Origin of the sequence: Streptomyces sp. GESEQ-4 (assembly GCF_017948455.1) — a bacterium.
Taxonomy (GTDB): Bacteria; Actinomycetota; Actinomycetes; order Streptomycetales; family Streptomycetaceae; genus Streptomyces.
The window spans coordinates 1-18,507 of sequence record NZ_JAFFSU010000013.1 but is presented as its reverse complement, the minus strand read 5'-3'; the positions used below and the strand labels follow the sequence as shown (position 1 = coordinate 18,507).

Genomic DNA, 18,507 nt, shown 5'->3' with positions numbered 1-18,507 from the left:
CGAGGACGACGCCCCCGAAGGAGAAACGGACCCACATGCCCGAAGGAGACACCGTCTGGCAAGCCGCAAGGCGCCTGCACGGCGCGCTCGCGGGCCAGATGCTGACCCGGAGCGAACTCCGGGTCCCCAAATTCGCCACCGCCGACCTCACCGGCCGGACCGTCCTGGAGGTCACGCCCCGCGGCAAGCACCTGCTGACCCGCCTCGAGGGCGGCCTGACCCTCCACTCGCACCTACGGATGGACGGCTCCTGGAAGGTGTTCGACGCGGGCCAGCGCTGGACCGGCGGCCCCGCCCACCAGATCCGCGCCATCCTCGGCGCAGCCGCCCACACAGCCGTCGGCTACCGCCTCCCCGTCCTGGAGCTCCTCCGCACGACCGACGAGCACCGGGCCGTGGGCCACCTAGGCCCCGACCTCCTGGGGCCGGACTGGGACCCCGACCGCGCTCTGGTCAACCTCCTCGCGGACCCCGCCCGCCCCCTCGGCGAGGCCCTGGTCGACCAGCGCAATCTGGCCGGTATCGGCAACGTCTACAAGAGCGAGCTCTGCTTCCTGCTCGGCGCCACCCCCTGGCTCCCCATCGGCGCCCTCCCCTCCGAGCACGCCGCCCAGCTGCCCGTCCTCGCCAAGCAACTCCTGGAGGCCAACCGCGACCGCCCTGTCCGCATCACCACGGGCCGCCGCGGCCAGGATCTCTTCGTGTACGGCCGCGCACCCCGCCCCTGCCTCCGCTGCCACACCCCGATCCGCGTGGCCGACCAGGGCGACGGCCGCCGCGAACGCCCCACGTACTGGTGCCCGACGTGCCAGGCCGGCCCCGCCCCGGCGCCCGGCACCTCTCGCAGGAGACGGAACCCACCCTCGTACGACTGAACGAACCGGCAGATGCGACGGAACCCGCCCCCGTGCAACTAATTGACGGACCGTCAGAAACCCTCGTACCGTCCCTTCATGCCCGTCAAGGCGTACGACCTCACCGGACGCACCGCATTCGTCACCGGCGCCGCCGGCGGAATCGGCCGGGCCTCGGCGGTCCTGCTCGCGGAGGCGGGAGCCACCGTGCACTGCGCGGACCGCGACGCACAGGGCCTGCACGAGACGGCGACCCTGATCAAGGACGCGGGAGGCGTGGCCCACACGCACGCTCTCGACGTCACCGACCGCACGCAGCTCCAGCAGGCCGTCCACTCCTGCGAGCATCTGCACGTCATGGCCGCGGTCGCCGGAATCATGCACAGCAGCCCCGTCCTGGACACCAGGGACGAAGACCTCGACCGCGTATTGAACGTCAACTTCAAAGGCGTGCTGTACGCCTGCCAGGAGGCCGCCCGGTTGATGCTCGCCCAGCAGATCAGGGGCAGCATCATCACCATGGCGTCGGGAGCCGTCGACACCGGCGGCCCCGGCCTGCTCTGCTACGGCGCCGCCAAGGCGGCCGTCGTCCAGCTGACGAAGACTCTGGCGGCCGAGGTCGGCCGGAACGGCATTCGCGTCAACGCGGTCGCTCCGGGCTGGATCCGCACACCCATGACGGACCGCCACGACAGCGAGGCCCAGGCGCGCACCGAGTCGCTGATGGCCCGGAGGTCGCCACTGGGCCGGGTCGGCGAGCCGGAGGACGTCGCCCACACGGTCCTGCATCTGGCGTCGGACGCGTCGGCCTTCACGACGGGCCAGATCCTGCGCCCGAACGGCGGGGTGGCGATGCCCTGGTAGTGAGGGCCACCCGCCAGGCCTCCCGCCAGCGCCCGGCCCGCACGGCGCCTGCCGCCCGCGCCTTCGGCACACAGTGCACCGGCAGCAGGCTCAGCCCCCATCCCCCGGCGGCGACGGCGCCCTCCAGCACCCCGGCATCGGGCGCCAGCGCGAGCCGCAGCACGGCCCACCACCACAGCACCCCGAGCCCGAGGGCCGCCCCCCAGCGCCCTATCGACCCCGTCATGGCACCACCTCCGGCCCGACGCTAGGGGGCCGCCTCACCCGCCGGGAGGGCGCACCCGCGGCACACGGATGCAGCACAGGCCAATGCCGTCACACCCAGGAGGCACGACCCCCGTCAAGCACGGCGCTTTCAAGCTCGCGGGCCGGGTCGTCCCGCGAGCACGACCACGCCACAGACCTGCGGCGCGGAACATTCCGCAAGCAGCACCGCGTCACCCGTTCTCGGCCTGGAACATCCAGTGCTGCTTCTCCAGGTCCGCGGTGATCCCGATGAAGATGTCCTGGCTGACCGGATCGGGCTCGGCGGTCGCCTTGATCCGGTCCCGCATGCGAGTGATCACCGCACCCAGGGCATCGACCAGCGTGGCCACCGCATCGCCGTCCGTGACCCAGCCCTCGCGCACCGGACCGATACCGCTGCCGACCGCCACCGTCGCCGCGCGCCCGTCCGGCGAGACACCCAGCGCCGAGGCGCGCTCGGCGACGGTGTCGGAGTGCGTCCGGGCCAGGGCCACCAGCTCGTCGAGCTGAAGATGGACGGAGCGGAAGCGCGGGCCGACCACGTTCCAGTGGACCTGCTTGGCCACCAGGGCCAGGTCGACCAGGTCGACGAGAGCGCCCTGCAGCGCCTCGGACACGGTCTTCAGATCCGCGTCGGACAGCGGGCTCTTGACGACGTACATCCGAACCTCCGTTGGGTCGCCCCGTCACATCTCTCCACCATGACCGGCCTGCCCGACACCGGCAAACGGACCAAAAGGGACCTGCAGGGACGAGAAAACCCCGGCAGCGCTCCCCCGGATCTTCCGGAGGAGCCCCGACCGGGGCTTCACACACTTGGTCAGCTCATGCGCGCAGGCGCATGACTCACGCGGCAACCACGTCCACGGCCTCGGCAGGCGCCTTGATGGTCACCCGTTCCGGTGGCACACCGGCCACCGATACGGAACCCAGCATCGGACGCACCGACGTGGGTACGGACTCGCTCGAAGTGGCCGCAGCGGATCGGGCCAGCTCGGCGAGTGCGAGCTCGTCGCTCACTTCCCGCATGAGTTCGGACATCCGTACGTCCAGCGCGTCGCAGATGGCGGACAGCAGCTCGGAGGAAGCCTCCTTCTGCCCCCGCTCCACCTCGGAGAGATAGCCGAGTGAGACTCGGGCGGACGAGGAGACTTCGCGCAGAGTACGGCCCTGGCGTTGGCGCTGCCGACGCAGCACGTCACCCAATAGGCGACGGAGCAGAATCATCGGTGGCTCCCTCCTCGGACCGCGTAGCCGCATCCTTCACGCCCCACCGTACCGCCTTGCGCCGCGGCCGTGCGGGGAGCGATGTCGTGTTCACTCAGGGCTGCAAACATCAAAACCCCCCGTTCTGTTCCGTATCCTGTGCCCGCTCATTCCCAGTCTGTTCGCTCGCAAGCTGCTGCAGGAGCAGAGCGAGTACGCTCCGTACACTCTCCATACGAATTTCCGCCCGGTGGCCGTTCAACCGCAGCGAGGCCACTTTCCCGCCATCGGTTGCCGCGGAGTCCGCTGCGAAGGGGCCGTCGACGGCGATGAAAACCGTGCCGACGGGCTGCCCGTCCTGGGGTTCCGGACCGGCGACACCGGTCGTCGCGAGGCCCCAGTCGGCGCCCAGCGCCTTGCGCACTCCAGCCGCCATCTGGGCCGCGACCTGCGGATCCACCGCTCCGCGCTGCGCCAGCAGGGTGGCGTCGACACCGAGCAGTTCATGCTTCAGCTCGGTGGCATAGGCGGTCACCGATCCCCGGAAGGCCTTGGACGCTCCTGGTGCCGCTGTGATTTCCGCCGCAACCAGCCCGCCGGTGAGGGATTCGGCGACGGCCAGCGTCTCTCCCCTCACAGTGAGTAGTCTCACCAGCTCGTCAGCTGCGGAATTCATGCGTCCGCCTCCTCCGACGCGGCCCTGCGCTCGGCGATTCCCTGCCTGCGCAGCACAATGGCTTGTCTCACATAGTCGAGCCCGGTCACCACGGTCAGAACAACCGCCGCCGCCATCACCCACCACCGCAGTGTGGCGAGCCATCCCGTGAGCGCCAGGACGTACATCCCGACCGCGACGCCCTGGGTGAGGGTCTTCACCTTGCCGCCACGGCTCGCCGGAATGACGCCGTACCGGATGACGATGAAACGCAGCAGGGTGATCCCGAGTTCCCGGCCGAGGATGACGATCGTCACCCACCACGGCAGATCGCCGAGGGCGGACAGACAGATCAGCGCCGCGCCCATGATCGCCTTGTCGGCGATGGGATCGGCGATCTTCCCGAAGTCGGTGACGAGGTTGTACGCGCGCGCCAGATGACCGTCGAACAGGTCCGTGATCATGGCGATGGCGAAGGCCGCCCAGGCGAGCGAGCGCCACGCCGGGTCGTAGCCGCCGTCGGCCAGCATCAGCGCGACGAAGCCGGGAACGAGGAGCAGCCGGAGCATGGTCAGGAGGTTGGCGATGTTCCAGACGCTGGCCTGGTCGACGGCTGCGGCGGCCAGCTTTCCGCCCCGCGCCGACTTGGCACCGCCCGATGCACCGGAGGCACCACCGGAGACGGACGCGGAGGCACCCCCGGAGACCGACGGTGCCGAGGTCACCGGTCCTTTCGCCTTGGCGGAGCCGCCTGCGGCGGACGCCGGGACTCCCGTCATCTGGTCGCCTCCTCTCCGTATCCGAGCGAGCCCTGCAGCGGCTCGGCCACCAGGTCGACACCCTCCGTACCGACCACCTTCGCCTCGACCATACGACCGACGCCGAGGCCTTCGCCGCTCGTGAGCAGCACCTGGCCGTCCGTCTCCGGCGCCTGGTGCATACCGCGGCCGTACGCGCCCTCCTCCCCGTCGACCGATTCGACGAGCACCTGCACGGTCTCGCCCACGCGCTCCTCCGCGCGTTGCGAGACGAGTTCCTCGGCCAGCCGGGAGACATGTGCCAGTCGCTCGGCGACGACGTCCTCGTCCAGCTTGTGGTCGTACGTCGCCGCCTCGGTGCCCTCCTCGTCGGAGTAGCCGAAGACGCCGATGGCGTCCAGCCGCGCGCCGTTCAGGAATCGCTCCAGCTCGGCCAGGTCGGCCTCGGTCTCGCCGGGGAAGCCCACGATGAAGTTGGAGCGCACGCCGGCCTGCGGGGCCTTGCTGCGGATGGTGTCGAGCAGTTCCAGGAAGCGGTCGGTGTCGCCGAAGCGGCGCATCGCGCGCAGCACGTCGGGGGCGGAGTGCTGGAAGGACAGGTCGAAGTAGGGCGCGACCTTCTCGGTCGACGTCAGGACGTCGATGAGCCCGGGGCGCATCTCGGCCGGCTGCAGATAGCTGACGCGCACCCGCTCGATGCCGTCGACCTCGGCGAGCTCCGGCAGCAGGGACTCCAGCAGCCGGATGTCGCCCAGGTCCTTGCCGTACGACGTGTTGTTCTCGGAGACCAGCATGATCTCCTTGACGCCCTGCTCGGCCAGCCACCGTGTCTCGTTCAGCACATCGCTGGGCCGGCGCGAGATGAAGGAGCCGCGGAAGGACGGGATCGCGCAGAAGGAGCAGCGCCGGTCGCAGCCGGAGGCGAGCTTCACCGAGGCGACCGGGGAGCCATCCAGACGGCGGCGCAGGGGCGCACGCGGACCGGAGACCGGAGCCACGCCTTCCGGCAGGTCGGCCGGAGCGCCATGGCCGGGCAGGGCGACGTCGGACACCGACTGGCGCTCCGCCGGGCTGATCGGCAGCAGCTTGCGCCGGTCACGCGGGGTGTGGGCGGCGTGGATGCCGCCGCTCAGGATGGTCTGGAGCCGGTCGGAGATGTCGGAGTAATCGTCAAAGCCGAGCACGCCGTCGGCCTCCGGCAGCGCCTGAGCCAGCTCCTTGCCGTACCGCTCGGCCATGCAGCCCACCGCCACGACGGCCTGGGTTCTGCCCTGCCCCTTGAGGTCATTGGCTTCGAGGAGGGCGTCGACGGAGTCCTTCTTGGCGGCTTCGACGAAGCCACACGTGTTGACGACGGCGACATCCGCGTCCTCAGCGTCCTCGACGAGTTCCCAGCCGTCCGCCTCCAAGCGGCCTGCGAGCTCCTCCGAGTCCACCTCGTTACGGGCGCAGCCAAGGGTGACGAGTGCGACGGTACGGCGTTCAGGCATGGGCTCAAGACTACTTCGTCCCACTGACACCCCACGTCGACGGGGTTGGCCGATCTTGGCCAACCCCGTGAGTGCTTCACCCGATGCGACCGCTTATCCGACCTGCGGATCGCCCTTCGTGTACGTCAGCCGCTCGACCGCCCCCGGCTGCCAGTCCTCGTCGATCTTCTTGCCGTTGACGTAGAGCTGGATCGCCCCGGCGTCACCGAGGACGAGGTTGATCTTCTCGCTGTCCTGGAAGGTCTTGGTCTCGCCCTGCTTGAGGAGGCCGTCGAAGAGGAGCCGGCCGTTGTGGTCCTTGGCCGAGATCCAGCTGCGGCCGTCGGCGGCGCTGACCTGGACGGTCACCTTGTCCTGGGGCGCGGCCGCGATGGCGCTGTCCGTCGGGTCGGGCTTGGGTTCGTCGGGCTTGGCCGGCGTGGGCGAGGCGGTCTTGCTCGTCGAGGGCGTGGACCCTTCGGCGACCTGGGTCTTGTCGCCGCCGTCACCGCCCTTGAACGCGGTGAACCCGACGAAACCGACCACCGCGACGATCGCGGCGACCATGGCCGCGGTCCAGTTGGGCCCGCGCCGCTCGGGGCGGATGCGTTCCGCCTCGAAGAGCGGGGCCGCCGGGGTCGGCGCCGGACGCCCGCCGTGGTCGGCGTCGTACTGGGCGAGCAGCGGGGCCGGGTCGATGCCGACGGCCTTGGCCAGGGTCCGGATGTGACCACGGGCGTAGACGTCTCCGCCACACGGGCCGAAGTCGTCCGCCTCGATGGCGTGCACGATGGGCAGGCGGACCCGGGTGGCGTTGGTGACGTCGTCGACGGTCAGCCCGGCCGCGATGCGTGCCTGCTGAAGGGCACGGCCGATCGACAGGCGGGCTTCCTCACGGTCGTCTTCGAACGGACGCTCGTCTTCAGGGGAGTTGCCGAGGGACACGGGGGCGCCTTTCGAGCGTATAGCCACCTGTGCTGGAGGTTCAGTCTAGGGGGGGTGCGAAAGGGTGGGGCAACCGGGCGGTGGGACTTTGTACGCCATCGGAATGGCCCGGCATCCCGATGGTGGGGCACAAGCTTTTCGCTTCCCTCAACTTGACGTACGTCCAAGGGAAACGGTTGCTCAATGATCCCTTACGGGCAGGTCACGGTTGAACATCGGCCCGCCGCGCATCCGCACGCAAGGTGACCACTGCGCCTGGTTCCTACCCTGGAGACTCCCCACGGATCACGGCCAGCACGCCATCCAGCTCGTCAGGTTTCACAAGAACGTCACGTGCCTTGGACCCTTCGCTCGGTCCGACGATGCCCCGGGACTCCATCAGGTCCATCAGCCGGCCCGCCTTGGCGAAGCCGACGCGCAGTTTGCGCTGGAGCATCGAGGTGGACCCGAACTGCGTGGAGACGACCAGTTCGGCCGCCTGGCACAGCAGGTCGAGGTCGTCGCCGATGTCCTCGTCGATCTCCTTCTTCTGCTTGGTGCCCACGGTGACGTCGTCCCGGAAGACGGGCGCCATCTGGTCCTTGCAGTGCTGGACGACGACCGCGACCTCTTCCTCGGTCACGAAGGCGCCCTGCATACGGGTCGGCTTGTTCGCCCCCATCGGCAGGAACAGTCCGTCGCCCTTGCCGATCAGCTTCTCGGCACCGGGCTGGTCGAGGATGACCCGCGAGTCCGCCAGCGACGACGTCGCGAAGGCGAGCCGGGAGGGCACGTTGGCCTTGATCAGACCGGTCACGACATCCACCGACGGCCGCTGCGTGGCCAGCACCAGGTGGATACCGGCCGCGCGCGCGAGCTGCGTGATCCGCACGATCGAGTCCTCGACGTCCCGCGGCGCGACCATCATCAGGTCGGCGAGCTCATCGACGATCACCAGCAGATACGGATAGGTCTTGAGCTCCCGCTCGCTGCCTTCCGGCGTCTTGAGCTTGCCGTCGCGGATGGCCTGGTTGAAGTCGTCGATGTGCCGGTATCCGAAGGCCGCCAGATCGTCGTACCGAAGGTCCATTTCCCGTACGACCCACTGGAGCGCCTCAGCGGCCCGCTTCGGGTTGGTGATGATCGGCGTGATCAGGTGGGGAATGCCCTCGTAGGCGGTCAGCTCGACGCGCTTGGGGTCGACGAGGACCATGCGCACGTCCTCTGGGGTCGCCCGCATCATGATCGACGTGATCAGGCAGTTGATGCACGAGGACTTACCCGAACCGGTGGCTCCGGCGACCAGGATGTGCGGCATCTTCGCCATGTTCGCCATCACATAGCCGCCCTCGACGTCCTTGCCGAGCGCGACCAGCATCGGATGGTCGTCCTCGGCCGCCGCCGCGAGCCGCAGTACGTCCCCGAGGTTGACCATCTCGCGGTCGGTGTTCGGGATCTCGATGCCGACCGCCGACTTGCCGGGGATCGGGCTGATGATCCGCACGTCCGGGCTGGCGACGGCGTACGCGATGTTCTTGGTCAGCGCGGTGATCCGCTCGACCTTGACCGCGGGGCCGAGCTCGACCTCGTACCGCGTGACCGTCGGCCCGCGCGTGAAGCCGGTGACGGCCGCGTCGACCTTGAACTCGGAGAAGACGGTGGTGAGCGAGGCGACGACGGCGTCGTTCGCGGCACTGCGCGCCTTGCCGGGGCCTCCGCGCGTGAGGAGGTCGAGCGACGGCAGGGAGTAGGTGATGTCTCCGGAGAGCTGGAGCTGCTCGGCGCGCGGCGGCAGATCGCGGATCTCGTCGGGGGCGGACTTCGTGAGATCCGGTACGTCCGCCTTGAGCTTCTCCTGCTTCGGCCGTGCGGCCGGGACAGGCGTCGGGGTGGGGGTCGGCGTGCGTTCACGGTCGCCCACGCTCACGCCCTGGGTGAGGTCGGCGACGATCGGCGAGGGCGGCATACCGTGCATCACGGCACCGTCCAGGGCGGCAGCGGCGGCGGCCGCGACGTCCACGGCGTCCATCTGCCGGTCCATCGCGGGCTTGGGCACCGCGGAACGCCTCGGACGACCGCGACGCCGCGAGAGGGCCTCCTGCTCCGCGCTCTCGGGGTCGTACGCCTCGGGCTTGGGTCCGCGCCTGCGCGGGCGCTCGGGGAGCGCGTCACGCCACTGGTCGTCGTAGCGTTCGTCGTCGTCGGAGAACTCGTCCTCGTCGTCGGCCGGGTCGTGGAGGAGCCCGAGCTTCCTGCCGAGCAGCCGCAGCCGCTGCGGGATGGCGTTGACCGGGGTCGCCGTAACGACCAGCAGCCCGAAGATCGTGAGCAGCACGAGCAGCGGTACGGCGAGCAGTTCACCCATGGTGTACGTCAGCGGGGTCGCCGCGCCCCAGCCGATGAGACCGCCGGCGGCCCTTATGGCCTGCATGCCGTCGCTGCGGGCGGGCGCGCCGCAGGCGATGTGGACCTGGCCGAGCACGCCGATGAGGAGCGCGGACAGGCCGATCACGATGCGACCGTTGGCCTCGGGCTTCTCGGGATGCCGGATGAAGCGCACAGCGATGAGGGCGAGCAGCGGCGGCACCAGCAGATCGAGGCGGCCGAAGGCGCCGGTGACCAGGATTTCGACCAGGTCGCCGACGGGACCGCGCAGATTGGACCAGGTCCCCGCGGCCACGATCAGCGCGAGTCCGAGCAGCAGCAGGGCGATGCCGTCCTTGCGGTGCGCCGGGTCGAGGTTCTTCGCGCCCTGCCCTATGCCCCGGAACACCGCGCCGACGGCGTGCGCGGCGCCGAGCCAGATCGCGCGCACGAGCCAGAGGATGCCCCCGGTGGGGTTCGGCGCCGGCTTGGGCGCGGGCTTCTTGGCCGCGGCCTTCTTGGCGGGCGCCTTCTTCGCCGGGGCCTTTTTGGCGGCGGCCTTCTTCGCCGGAGCCTTCGCCGAAGCGGCAGCCTTCTTCGAAGGCTGCTTCTTGGCTGCGGAGGGACGTGAGGCCATAGGTGTGAGGTTACCGGTGGAGACGGCAGCGGACACGTGTGCCCACTGCTTCACCCGTTCGTGTCGCCCTTGCCGGGGCGGGAAACTGACGCGCGCTCAAACACCACGTGCACGCGGGTACAACTGCGTCTGCGGCGGGCGTCAGTTCTGCGAGGGCACCGACGGTGCTCCATTGCCCGCGCCCGGCTCCAGAGCGTCCAGCGCCCGGCGCAGGCCGGTGAGTTTGCGCTCGAGATGTGCGGCCGTGGCCACGGCCGCCGCGTCCGCGGACTCGTCGTCGAGCTGCTTGGACAGCGCCTCGGCCTGCTCCTCGACGGCCGCGAGCCGCGCCGACAGCTCGGCGAGCAGCCCGGCCGGCTCCTTCGCCTCGCCGACCGCGGTCTTGCCTCCGCCGCCCTCCAACTGGAGCCGCAGCAGGGCCGCCTGCTCCCGGAGCTGGCAGTTCTTCATGTAGAGCTCGACGAAGACGGAGACCTTCGCGCGCAGCACCCACGGGTCGAAGGGCTTGGAGATGTAGTCCACCGCGCCCGCCGCATAGCCGCGGAAGGTGTGATGCGGACCGTGGTTGATGGCGGTGAGGAAGATGATCGGGATGTCCCGGGTCCGTTCCCGCCGCTTGATGTGCGCGGCGGTTTCAAAACCGTCCATGCCCGGCATCTGCACATCCAGCAGGATGACCGCGAAGTCGTCCGTCAGCAGTGCTTTGAGCGCTTCCTCCCCGGACGATGCCCGCACCAGCGTCTGATCGAGCGCAGAGAGGATGGCCTCCAGCGCCAGCAGATTCTCCGGCCGGTCATCGACCAGGAGGATCTTGGCCTTCTGCACCATGGCCCGCCCTCCTCGCCCCGGCTTGGGGCCTCCCCTGTCCTCAGGACTTGGGGTGACGCCGGTGCGCGCCGCCCCAGGGGACGACTCCCTTGCGCCGCCCGTCCTTGTGCCGGTCATGGTAGCCGCACCCTGCCTGTCGCCACACCCTGTCACCGCGATGTCACTGTGCACGTAGCAGAAACGCAGCAGGAGACCAGAAGGTTCCCCGTATCCCGTACTTCTACACGGCTGCGGCCACCCTGCGTCAGCAACTCCGGGTGAACATCGAAGGTTCCCACTACTTCCCCGCCGCTTCGCCTCGCGCCCCGACGGTTTTGGTCACTCCTCCCTCATCCACTGCTGCATGACCGCCAGCAGATGATCGGGGTCGACCGGCTTCGTCACATAGTCGGAGGCACCCGACTCGATCGCCTTCTCCCGGTCGCCCTTCATCGCCTTCGCGGTGAGCGCGATGATCGGCAGCCCGGCGAACTGCGGCATCCTGCGGATCGCCGTCGTCGTCGCATACCCGTCCATCTCGGGCATCATGATGTCCATCAGGACGACCGCCGCATCGTCGTGCTGCTCCAGCACCTCGATGCCCTCACGGCCGTTCTCGGCGTACAGCACCGACAGGCCATGCTGCTCCAGGACGCTGGTGAGCGCGAAGACGTTGCGGATGTCGTCGTCGACGATCAGCACCTTCTGCCCGCCGAACCGGATGCCCCGGTGCGACCGTGGCGCCGTGTCCTGGTCGTCGGCGGGCCAGCGCTCCTGTCCCGGCTGCTCGGCCGCCGCGATGGGCGTGGTCCTGCGCCGGCGCCTGAAGAGCGCGGCGGCGCCGTTCTGGGTCTCGCGGTACGACCTCACCTCGGCCGGCGTCTCGACCTCCACCTCGGACAGCTCCGACAGGTCGGCCGCGGCCCGGGACGCGGACGCCACCAGGTCACCGGCCTCCAGCACGGGCAGCCCCTGGTGGTAGCCCTGCGGCGGCAGTTCACTCGGATGCAGCGGCAGATACAGCGTGAACGTCGACCCGCGACCAGGCTCGCTCTGCGCGTGGATCTCACCGCCGAGCAGCTGGGCGATCTCCCGCGAGATCGACAGCCCCAGACCAGTACCGCCGTACTTCCGGCTGGTCGTGCCGTCCGCCTGCTTGAACGCCTCGAAGATCACCCGCATCTTGCTGGCCGCGATACCGATGCCGGTGTCGGTCACCGAGAACGCGATCAGATCCGCGTCCGCGTCCCGCAGCGAGCCCGTCTCCAGGAGCTGCTCGCGAATCGCCAGCGGGACGTCCGCGCCGGCCGGCCGGATCACCAGCTCGACCGATCCGGAGTCGGTGAACTTCACCGCGTTGGACAGCAGGTTGCGCAGCACCTGAAGCAGCCGCTGCTCGTCGGTGTGCAGCGTGGCGGGCAGTTCCGGAGACACCCGTACGGACAGGTCGAGGCCCTTCTCCGCGGTCAGCGGGCGGAACGTGGCCTCCACGTAGTCGACGAGCTGGACGAGCGCGATACGCGTCGGCGAGACGTCCATCTTGCCCGCCTCGACCTTCGACAGATCGAGGATGTCGTTGATCAGCTGGAGCAGATCGGAGCCGGCGCCATGGATCGTCTCGGCGAACTCCACCTGCTTGGGGGTGAGGTTGGAGTCCGCGTTGTCGGCGAGCAACTTGGCCAGAATCAGCAGCGAGTTGAGCGGCGTACGCAGCTCGTGCGACATGTTCGCCAGGAACTCGCTCTTGTAGCGCATGGAGACGGCGAGTTGCTCGGCACGCTCCTCCAGGACCTGCCGCGCCTCCTCGATCTCGGTGTTCTTGACCTCGATGTCGCGGTTCTGCTGGGCCAGCAGCTCGGCCTTCTCCTCCAGTTGGGCGTTGGACTCCTGGAGGGCCTTCTGCCGGTTCTCCAACTCCGCCGACCGCTCGCGGAGTTGCTCGGTCAGCTCCTGCGACTGCCGCAGCAGCACCTCGGTCTTGGTGTTGACGGAGATGGTGTTGACGCTGGTCGCGATCATCTCGGCGATCTGGTTGAGGAAGTCCTTCTGGATCTGCGTGAACGGCGTGAAGGAGGCCAGCTCGATGACACCGAGCACCTTGCCCTCGAACAGCACCGGAAGCACGATCACTTGCGCGGGCGGTGCCTCGCCGAGCCCCGAGGAGATCTTCAGATAGCCGCTCGGCGCGTTCTCCACGAGGATCGTGCGCTTCTCCTGGGCCGCCGTCCCGATCAGCGCCTCACCGGGCCGGAACGACGTCGGCATGGAGCCCATCGAGTAGCCGTACGAGCCGAGCATGCGCAGCTCGTACGCGTCCTCCTGGTCGCCGCTGATGTCCTTGCCGTCGAGCAGCGGCATGGCGAGGAAGAACGCGCCGTGCTGTGCGGAGACCACCGGCGTCAGCTCGCTCATGATCAGCGAGGCCACGTCGTCGAGGTCGCGGCGACCCTGCATGAGCGCGGAGATACGGGCCAGGTTGCCCTTGAGCCAGTCCTGCTCCTTGTTGGCGATCGTGGTGTCGCGCAGGTTGGCGATCATCTTGTTGATGTAGTCCTGGAGTTCCTGGATCTCGCCGGAGGCGTCGACGTCGATCTTCAGGTTCAGGTCACCACGGGTCACCGCGGTCGCCACGCGCGCGATGGCACGTACCTGCCGGGTAAGGTTTCCTGCCATTTCGTTCACGGACTCGGTGAGGTCCCGCCAGGTGCCGTCGACGTCACGCACGCGTGCCTGACCGCCGAGCTGGCCTTCGGTACCCACCTCACGGGCGACTCGCGTCACCTCGGAGGAGAAGGACGACAGCTGGTCCACCATCGTGTTGACGGTGTTCTTCAGCTCCAGCATCTCGCCGGCCACATGAACCGTGACCTTCCGCGACAGATCACCCTTCGCGACCGCGGTCGTCACCAGCGCGATGTCCCGCACCTGAGCCGTCAGCCGGTACGCCATGGTGTTGACGGAATCCGTGAGGTCCTTCCACGAACCCGACATACCGCGCACCTGGGCCTGCCCGCCCAGCTTGCCCTCGGTCCCGACCTCACTGGCCACACGCGTGACCTCGTCGGTGAAGATCGACAGCTGGTCGACCAGATTGTTGACCGTCCGCCCGACCTTCAGGAACTCCCCGCGCAGCGGCTGCCCCGTGGTGCCGTCCGGCGCCTGCGTCCGCAGCTCCATACGCGGCGACAGATCACCTTCGGCCACCGCCGAGAGCACCCGGCCGACCTCGGAGACCGGTCGTACGAGATCGTCGACCAGGGCGTTCGAGTGGTCGATGGCGGCCGCCCAGGAGCCCTCACAGGGGCCTGATTCCAGCCGTTCTGTGAGCTTGCCCTCACGGCCCACCATGCGCCGCACGCGCGACAGCTCACCCGTCAGGTGCAGATTGCGGTCGGCCACCTCGTTGAAGACCGCGGCAATCTCCGACATCACGCCGTCACCGGACACCGTGAGCCGCTTGCGGAAGTTCCCGTCCCGCATCGACACGAGGGCCGCCAGCAGTCTGTCCAGGGACGCCGTGTCGACCGCGGTGGTCCCGCCCCGCGGTTTGCGCTGGTTACTCAGGGACTGTCCGCCTTTCGCGCGCGTTTTAGTGCCCCGCGTCGCTGCGCCAGACTCCACTTGTCCCTCCCGCAGGGGTCGACCGTTGCTGCTGCGATCCGGTACTACTGCTCGGCGTACCAGTTACTACTGCGTATTCCTGCCGGATATACCAGGCCACACCCGGGGCTGCTGCCCCCCGGAGGCGGATCTCACTCTGCCTGTCCGGACCTTCACAAGAAGCTTGCCCAGTGTTTCACCCTCGCTGAACCCGGCCATAACAGTTCGGCAGCTTCCCACACCGTCCGCACACCCTCCGGACGGAAACACTGCAGACCGGCATCCGCATGGACGGGGAAGGTAAGTAACCTTGCATGCGGCTGTCCAGCCGCGCCGGTCCGTCCGGCCTGGGCGGTGGCACGAGAACGAGCGGGCATCGGAGGGGCGGCCGCACCATGACCACCGGACTGATCCCGGGGGGACATCCCCCGGACCCCCGGCCGACCGACGGCCTGCCGTCGCAAACGCGACGGGAGCCGGTCGGCCAGGGAGCCCTGCACGTCGACAACCGGTCGAGGAGTTCTGTGATCACCGCGCGCGCGGCCGCCAGCTTCGAGCCCGTCGGGCGATCGGTCGCGACCGCCCGCGCCTTCGTCCGCGACACGCTCCAGGGCTGGGGCTTCGCCGACATCGTCGACGACGCCGTCGTCCTCACCAGTGAACTGGTGACCAACGCCGTGGTGCACGCGGGCACCTCCGCGGACGTCCTGTGCCTGCGCAGTGACGACGGCGTCCGGATCGAAGTCGCCGACCGCTACCCGGAGCGCGAGATCCCCCTCCAGGGCTCCGCCGTCAACATGGGCAGCCCGGACCGCGAGGGCGGCCGTGGCCTCCAGCTGTGCGCGGCGCTGGCCGGCCGCTGGGGCGTCGAGTACACGCCCACGCACAAGCAGGTCTGGTTCCAACTCGACCTCCCCGACCGCGCGGTGGGCACCCGCACTGCGGGCCCCTCGCTCCCCGCAGACCTCCTGCCCCTCGCCGACGGCCGCGTCCGCGTCGCCGTCGTCCAGATCGACCGCACGGGCTGCATCTCCGCCTGGAACGAGGACGCCGAGGAACTCTTCGGCTACGCCTCCGAACAAGTGAACGGCAAGCCCCTCACGGACCTCGCGGCCTGGCCGCACACGCCGGGCACCAGCACCGGCGTCGCGGAGGCACTCCAACTCTCGCGCTGGGAGGGCAGTTACGGCATCCGCGGAGCCAACGGCCGGGTGACCCCGGTGTACGCCTCCCACCTCCGGGTCCGCGACACCGGCGGCGAGCCGTCCACGGTCTGCCTTCTCGTACGGGACCACGAACGCGCCGTCCTGCAGACGCCGTTGCGCCACTCCTCCTCCGACTCCGGCACCGGCCCGGACGGTCAGAACACCGACCCCTTCGAGGTGTTCATCGGCTCCCCGCCCCCGGACGATCTCGACGGCCTCCTCCAGCGCACCGTGGAACGCGCCCGCGACATGCTCGACGGCGACAGCGCGTTCCTGCTCCTCGCCACCGACGACGAAACGGAGTTGGAGGTCCGCGCCTCCACCGGCCTGCCCTCCGCCCGCCAGCGCTTCGCCCGCGTCCCCGTCGAGGCGGGCCCCGGCCGCTACGGCTCGGCCCGCATGCCGGCGGTCCACGAGGACCTCACCATGGTCCCCGGCGCCGTACCCCTGCTGAACGGCACCGGCATGCGCTCGGTCGTCACCGTCCCGCTGAAGGTCGAGGGCCGCCTCACCGGCTCCCTGGGCGTCGCCGCGGAGGCCCCCGGCAGATACTCGAACGAGGAGGCGCTGCGCCTCCAATTCGCCGCGGACCGCATCGCGTTGGCCGTCGAGTCGGCCCGTCTGGGTGAACTGGAGCGCCTGCGCCGAGGCTCGCTGAGCTTCCTGGTCGAGGCCTCCGACCTGCTCGCCGGCACGCTCGACCGCGACCAGACGCTCGCCCTCATGGCCCAGATGACGGTCCCGACCCTCGCGACCTGGTGTGCGGTCTACACGATCGCCGACCAGGCCTCGGAGCCGTACCTGTCGTACGTCCTGCACGAGGACGAGGAACTCATCGACGGCATCAAGTCGTTGCTCTCGAAGATCGCCCCGCCGGATCCCGTGCCCACGCCCGGCGCCCGCGTCTGGTCGGCCCCCGCGGAGTCGGCCCACCAGGCGGCGCTGCGCACGTCCATGCGCAGCCTCGGCCTGGGCGAGCCCATCCCGCGCGTCAGCTCGGGCATCGGCCCGACGCTGGCCACCGCCTCGGCGGTCGGCGGCGAGACCGTGGTCCTGCCCCTCGTGGCCCGCAACCGCGTCATCGGCATGCTCACCCTCGGCAAGCCGACGGACGAACACTTCCGCCAGGAAATCCTGGAGCTGGCCGAGGACCTGTCCCGCCGAGCCGCCCTGGCCCTGGACAACGCCCGCCTCTACTCCGAGCGCACAGCCATCAGCCAGTCCCTCCAGCGCAGCCTCCTGCCGCCCGAACTCCCCGACATCGAGGGCGTCGAGGTGGAGGTCATCTACCGCGCGGCCGGCGAGGGCAACGAGGTCGGCGGCGACTTCTACGACGTCTTCCCCATCAGCGACGGCGCCTACGGCTTCGCCATCGGCGACGTCTGCGGTACGGGTCCGAACGCGGCGGCGGTCACGGGCCTGGCCCGGCACGCCCTGCGCCTGCTCGCCCGCGAGGGCCTGAGCGGCCCGGCGGTCCTGGAGCGCCTGAACTCCGCCATCCTCGACGAGGGAGCCCGCAGCCGCTTCCTGACGCTCCTGTACGGCGAGATGCGCCCCCAGGACGACGGCAGCGCGGAACTGAAGGTCGTCTGCGCCGGCCACCCGCTCCCCCTCCGCCTCCGACAGGACGGCACAGTCGAACCGGCCGCCGAACCCCAGCCGCTCCTCGGTGTCATGGAGGACCTCGAGCTGTACGAGCAGACGGTCACCCTGGACCCCGGCGACGTCCTCCTGTGCGTCACGGACGGCGTCACCGAACGCCGCGAGGGCAGCCGCATGCTGGGCGACGACGGCCTCACGGACGTCCTCACCACCTGCACGGGCCTCACGGCCGGCGCCGTCGCGGCCCGCATCATGCGCGCGGTGGAGCGCTTCGCATCCGACGCCCCGTCCGACGACATGGCGATCCTGGCGATGCGAGTCCCGGGACTCCACAAGGACTAGGACAACAGCACAAAGGCCCCCCGCCTATGGGCGGGAGGCCTTATCACTGGAGCCCCCAAACGGAATCGAACCGTTGACCTTCTCCTTACCATGGAGACGCTCTACCGACTGAGCTATAGGGGCCTGTCACGTCCTCGAGGTGTCCCTCGCGGCGACGGAATAGATCATACCCCGAACGAACCTGTGCTCCCAACACGCTCTCCCTGTCAGAAGGCGGGCTGAAGCAGTCCCCCAAGGGCATTGCACGCGGACACTATTCGATGCATGTCCCGCTTCGTCAACGACGCGTCCACAGGCAGCGCCAACGTCTCGTCCGCGGCCCGCTCGGTCTCCGGAAGCGACACACATCGACGGAACTCGGGCAGCCGATGCACAGGCGCCTTCACCGGCACCCGGCATTCAACTCCCCTGACCCGCAGGGCCCGAGCGAAGGCGTCCCGGTCGGGCCGCCCGTTCCCCGGCACCCGCACGACGTACTGCTGATAGGTATGCCCGTGACCACCATCAGGCGTCAGCACGCCCCTCAACTTCGCATCGAGATACGAGGCACGCTCCCTGCGCTGAGCAACCTCGTCGTACGGCACCTCGGACTCCCCCTGCTCCAGCACCAGCAGCCCATGCCGCCGCCCGAGCTCATGCAGCCGCGCGATGTCCGCCGGCCGACCGAAGCGGTGTACGACAACCAGGGCCACTGTCCGCGGAGTTACGGCCGCCTCGACGGCGGACGTGTCCAGGCAGTACGTCACCGGATCTATATCGGCGAACACCGGCAGCGCACCGGCCGTCGCCACGGCCTCGGCGACCTCCACGTTCCCGAACGCCGGGACGACGACCTCGTCACCGACTCCGACACCGGCAGCCCGGAGCATTGCAGCAGTACCCATGCTTCGGATGCTCGTTGCGCAACGTGAACTTGAAGTAACGCACAACAAAAAAGGGTTGGACCCAGAACCGAAGTTCCGGGTCCAACCCTT

General features: G+C 69.4%; 13 protein-coding genes, 1 tRNA gene and 1 pseudogene. 3 read left to right on the top strand and 12 right to left on the bottom strand.

The window, feature by feature from the left end:
• Positions 1 to 35 precede the first annotated feature (35 nt).
• Both KCH48_RS24215 and KCH48_RS24210 read left to right on the top strand, forming a co-directional pair.
• The gene (locus tag KCH48_RS24215) at positions 36 to 875 is read left to right on the top strand and encodes an Fpg/Nei family DNA glycosylase (protein WP_210576818.1); all 840 of its coding nucleotides are present in this window, start codon (positions 36 to 38) and stop codon (positions 873 to 875) included.
• Between the two features lie 78 nt (positions 876 to 953).
• A complete protein-coding gene (locus tag KCH48_RS24210) occupies positions 954 to 1,718 on the top strand; it encodes an SDR family NAD(P)-dependent oxidoreductase (RefSeq protein ID WP_210576817.1) in 765 nt (254 codons plus the stop codon).
• On the opposite strand, the gene KCH48_RS24205 is transcribed toward KCH48_RS24210, so the two are convergent.
• The 10 genes and pseudogenes from KCH48_RS24205 to KCH48_RS24160 form a co-directional block, all read right to left on the bottom strand.
• The gene (locus tag KCH48_RS24205) at positions 1,666 to 1,944 is read right to left on the bottom strand and encodes a hypothetical protein (protein WP_210576816.1); all 279 of its coding nucleotides are present in this window, start codon (positions 1,942 to 1,944) and stop codon (positions 1,666 to 1,668) included. The genes KCH48_RS24210 and KCH48_RS24205 overlap by 53 nt on opposite strands.
• A gap of 211 nt (positions 1,945 to 2,155) precedes the next feature.
• Positions 2,156 to 2,626 (bottom strand): Dps family protein, encoded by a 471-nt coding sequence (locus KCH48_RS24200; RefSeq protein WP_210576815.1) that lies wholly within the window; start codon positions 2,624 to 2,626, stop codon positions 2,156 to 2,158.
• 184 nt (positions 2,627 to 2,810) lie between these two features.
• Positions 2,811 to 3,191, bottom strand: coding sequence for a helix-turn-helix domain-containing protein (locus tag KCH48_RS24195; protein WP_210576814.1), 381 nt, complete (start codon positions 3,189 to 3,191; stop codon positions 2,811 to 2,813).
• Between the two features lie 109 nt (positions 3,192 to 3,300).
• A complete protein-coding gene (locus tag KCH48_RS24190; protein WP_210576813.1) occupies positions 3,301 to 3,846 on the bottom strand; it encodes a CinA family protein in 546 nt (181 codons plus the stop codon).
• Positions 3,843 to 4,604, bottom strand: a complete 762-nt coding sequence (gene pgsA / locus KCH48_RS24185) for a CDP-diacylglycerol--glycerol-3-phosphate 3-phosphatidyltransferase (protein WP_210576812.1) — start codon at positions 4,602 to 4,604, stop codon at positions 3,843 to 3,845. The genes KCH48_RS24190 and pgsA overlap by 4 nt, the downstream gene beginning before the upstream one ends.
• The gene (gene rimO / locus KCH48_RS24180; protein ID WP_210576811.1) at positions 4,601 to 6,073 is read right to left on the bottom strand and encodes a 30S ribosomal protein S12 methylthiotransferase RimO; all 1,473 of its coding nucleotides are present in this window, start codon (positions 6,071 to 6,073) and stop codon (positions 4,601 to 4,603) included. The genes pgsA and rimO overlap by 4 nt, the downstream gene beginning before the upstream one ends.
• Positions 6,074 to 6,166: 93 nt before the next feature.
• Complete coding sequence (locus KCH48_RS24175; RefSeq protein WP_210576810.1) at positions 6,167 to 6,997, bottom strand: helix-turn-helix domain-containing protein; 831 nt, start codon at positions 6,995 to 6,997, stop codon at positions 6,167 to 6,169.
• A 262-nt stretch (positions 6,998 to 7,259) separates the two neighbouring features.
• Positions 7,260 to 9,977, bottom strand: coding sequence for a DNA translocase FtsK (locus tag KCH48_RS24170; RefSeq protein ID WP_210576809.1), 2,718 nt, complete (start codon positions 9,975 to 9,977; stop codon positions 7,260 to 7,262).
• Between the two features lie 141 nt (positions 9,978 to 10,118).
• Complete coding sequence (locus KCH48_RS24165; protein WP_210576808.1) at positions 10,119 to 10,805, bottom strand: two-component system response regulator; 687 nt, start codon at positions 10,803 to 10,805, stop codon at positions 10,119 to 10,121.
• A gap of 318 nt (positions 10,806 to 11,123) precedes the next feature.
• Positions 11,124 to 13,871 (bottom strand): annotated as a pseudogene (locus KCH48_RS24160) (ATP-binding protein); the annotation flags it as partial.
• 908 nt (positions 13,872 to 14,779) lie between these two features.
• Here KCH48_RS24160 and KCH48_RS24155 point away from each other — a divergent pair.
• Positions 14,780 to 17,533: a SpoIIE family protein phosphatase gene (locus KCH48_RS24155; RefSeq protein WP_210576806.1), complete on the top strand. Its 2,754-nt coding sequence runs from the start codon at positions 14,780 to 14,782 to the stop codon at positions 17,531 to 17,533.
• Positions 17,534 to 17,580: 47 nt separating this feature from the next.
• Here the strand turns inward: KCH48_RS24155 and KCH48_RS24150 are convergent.
• Positions 17,581 to 17,656 (bottom strand) — tRNA-Thr (locus tag KCH48_RS24150).
• An 83-nt stretch (positions 17,657 to 17,739) separates the two neighbouring features.
• A complete protein-coding gene (locus KCH48_RS24145) occupies positions 17,740 to 18,402 on the bottom strand; it encodes a DegT/DnrJ/EryC1/StrS family aminotransferase (RefSeq protein WP_210576998.1) in 663 nt (220 codons plus the stop codon).
• Positions 18,403 to 18,507: the final 105 nt, after the last annotated feature.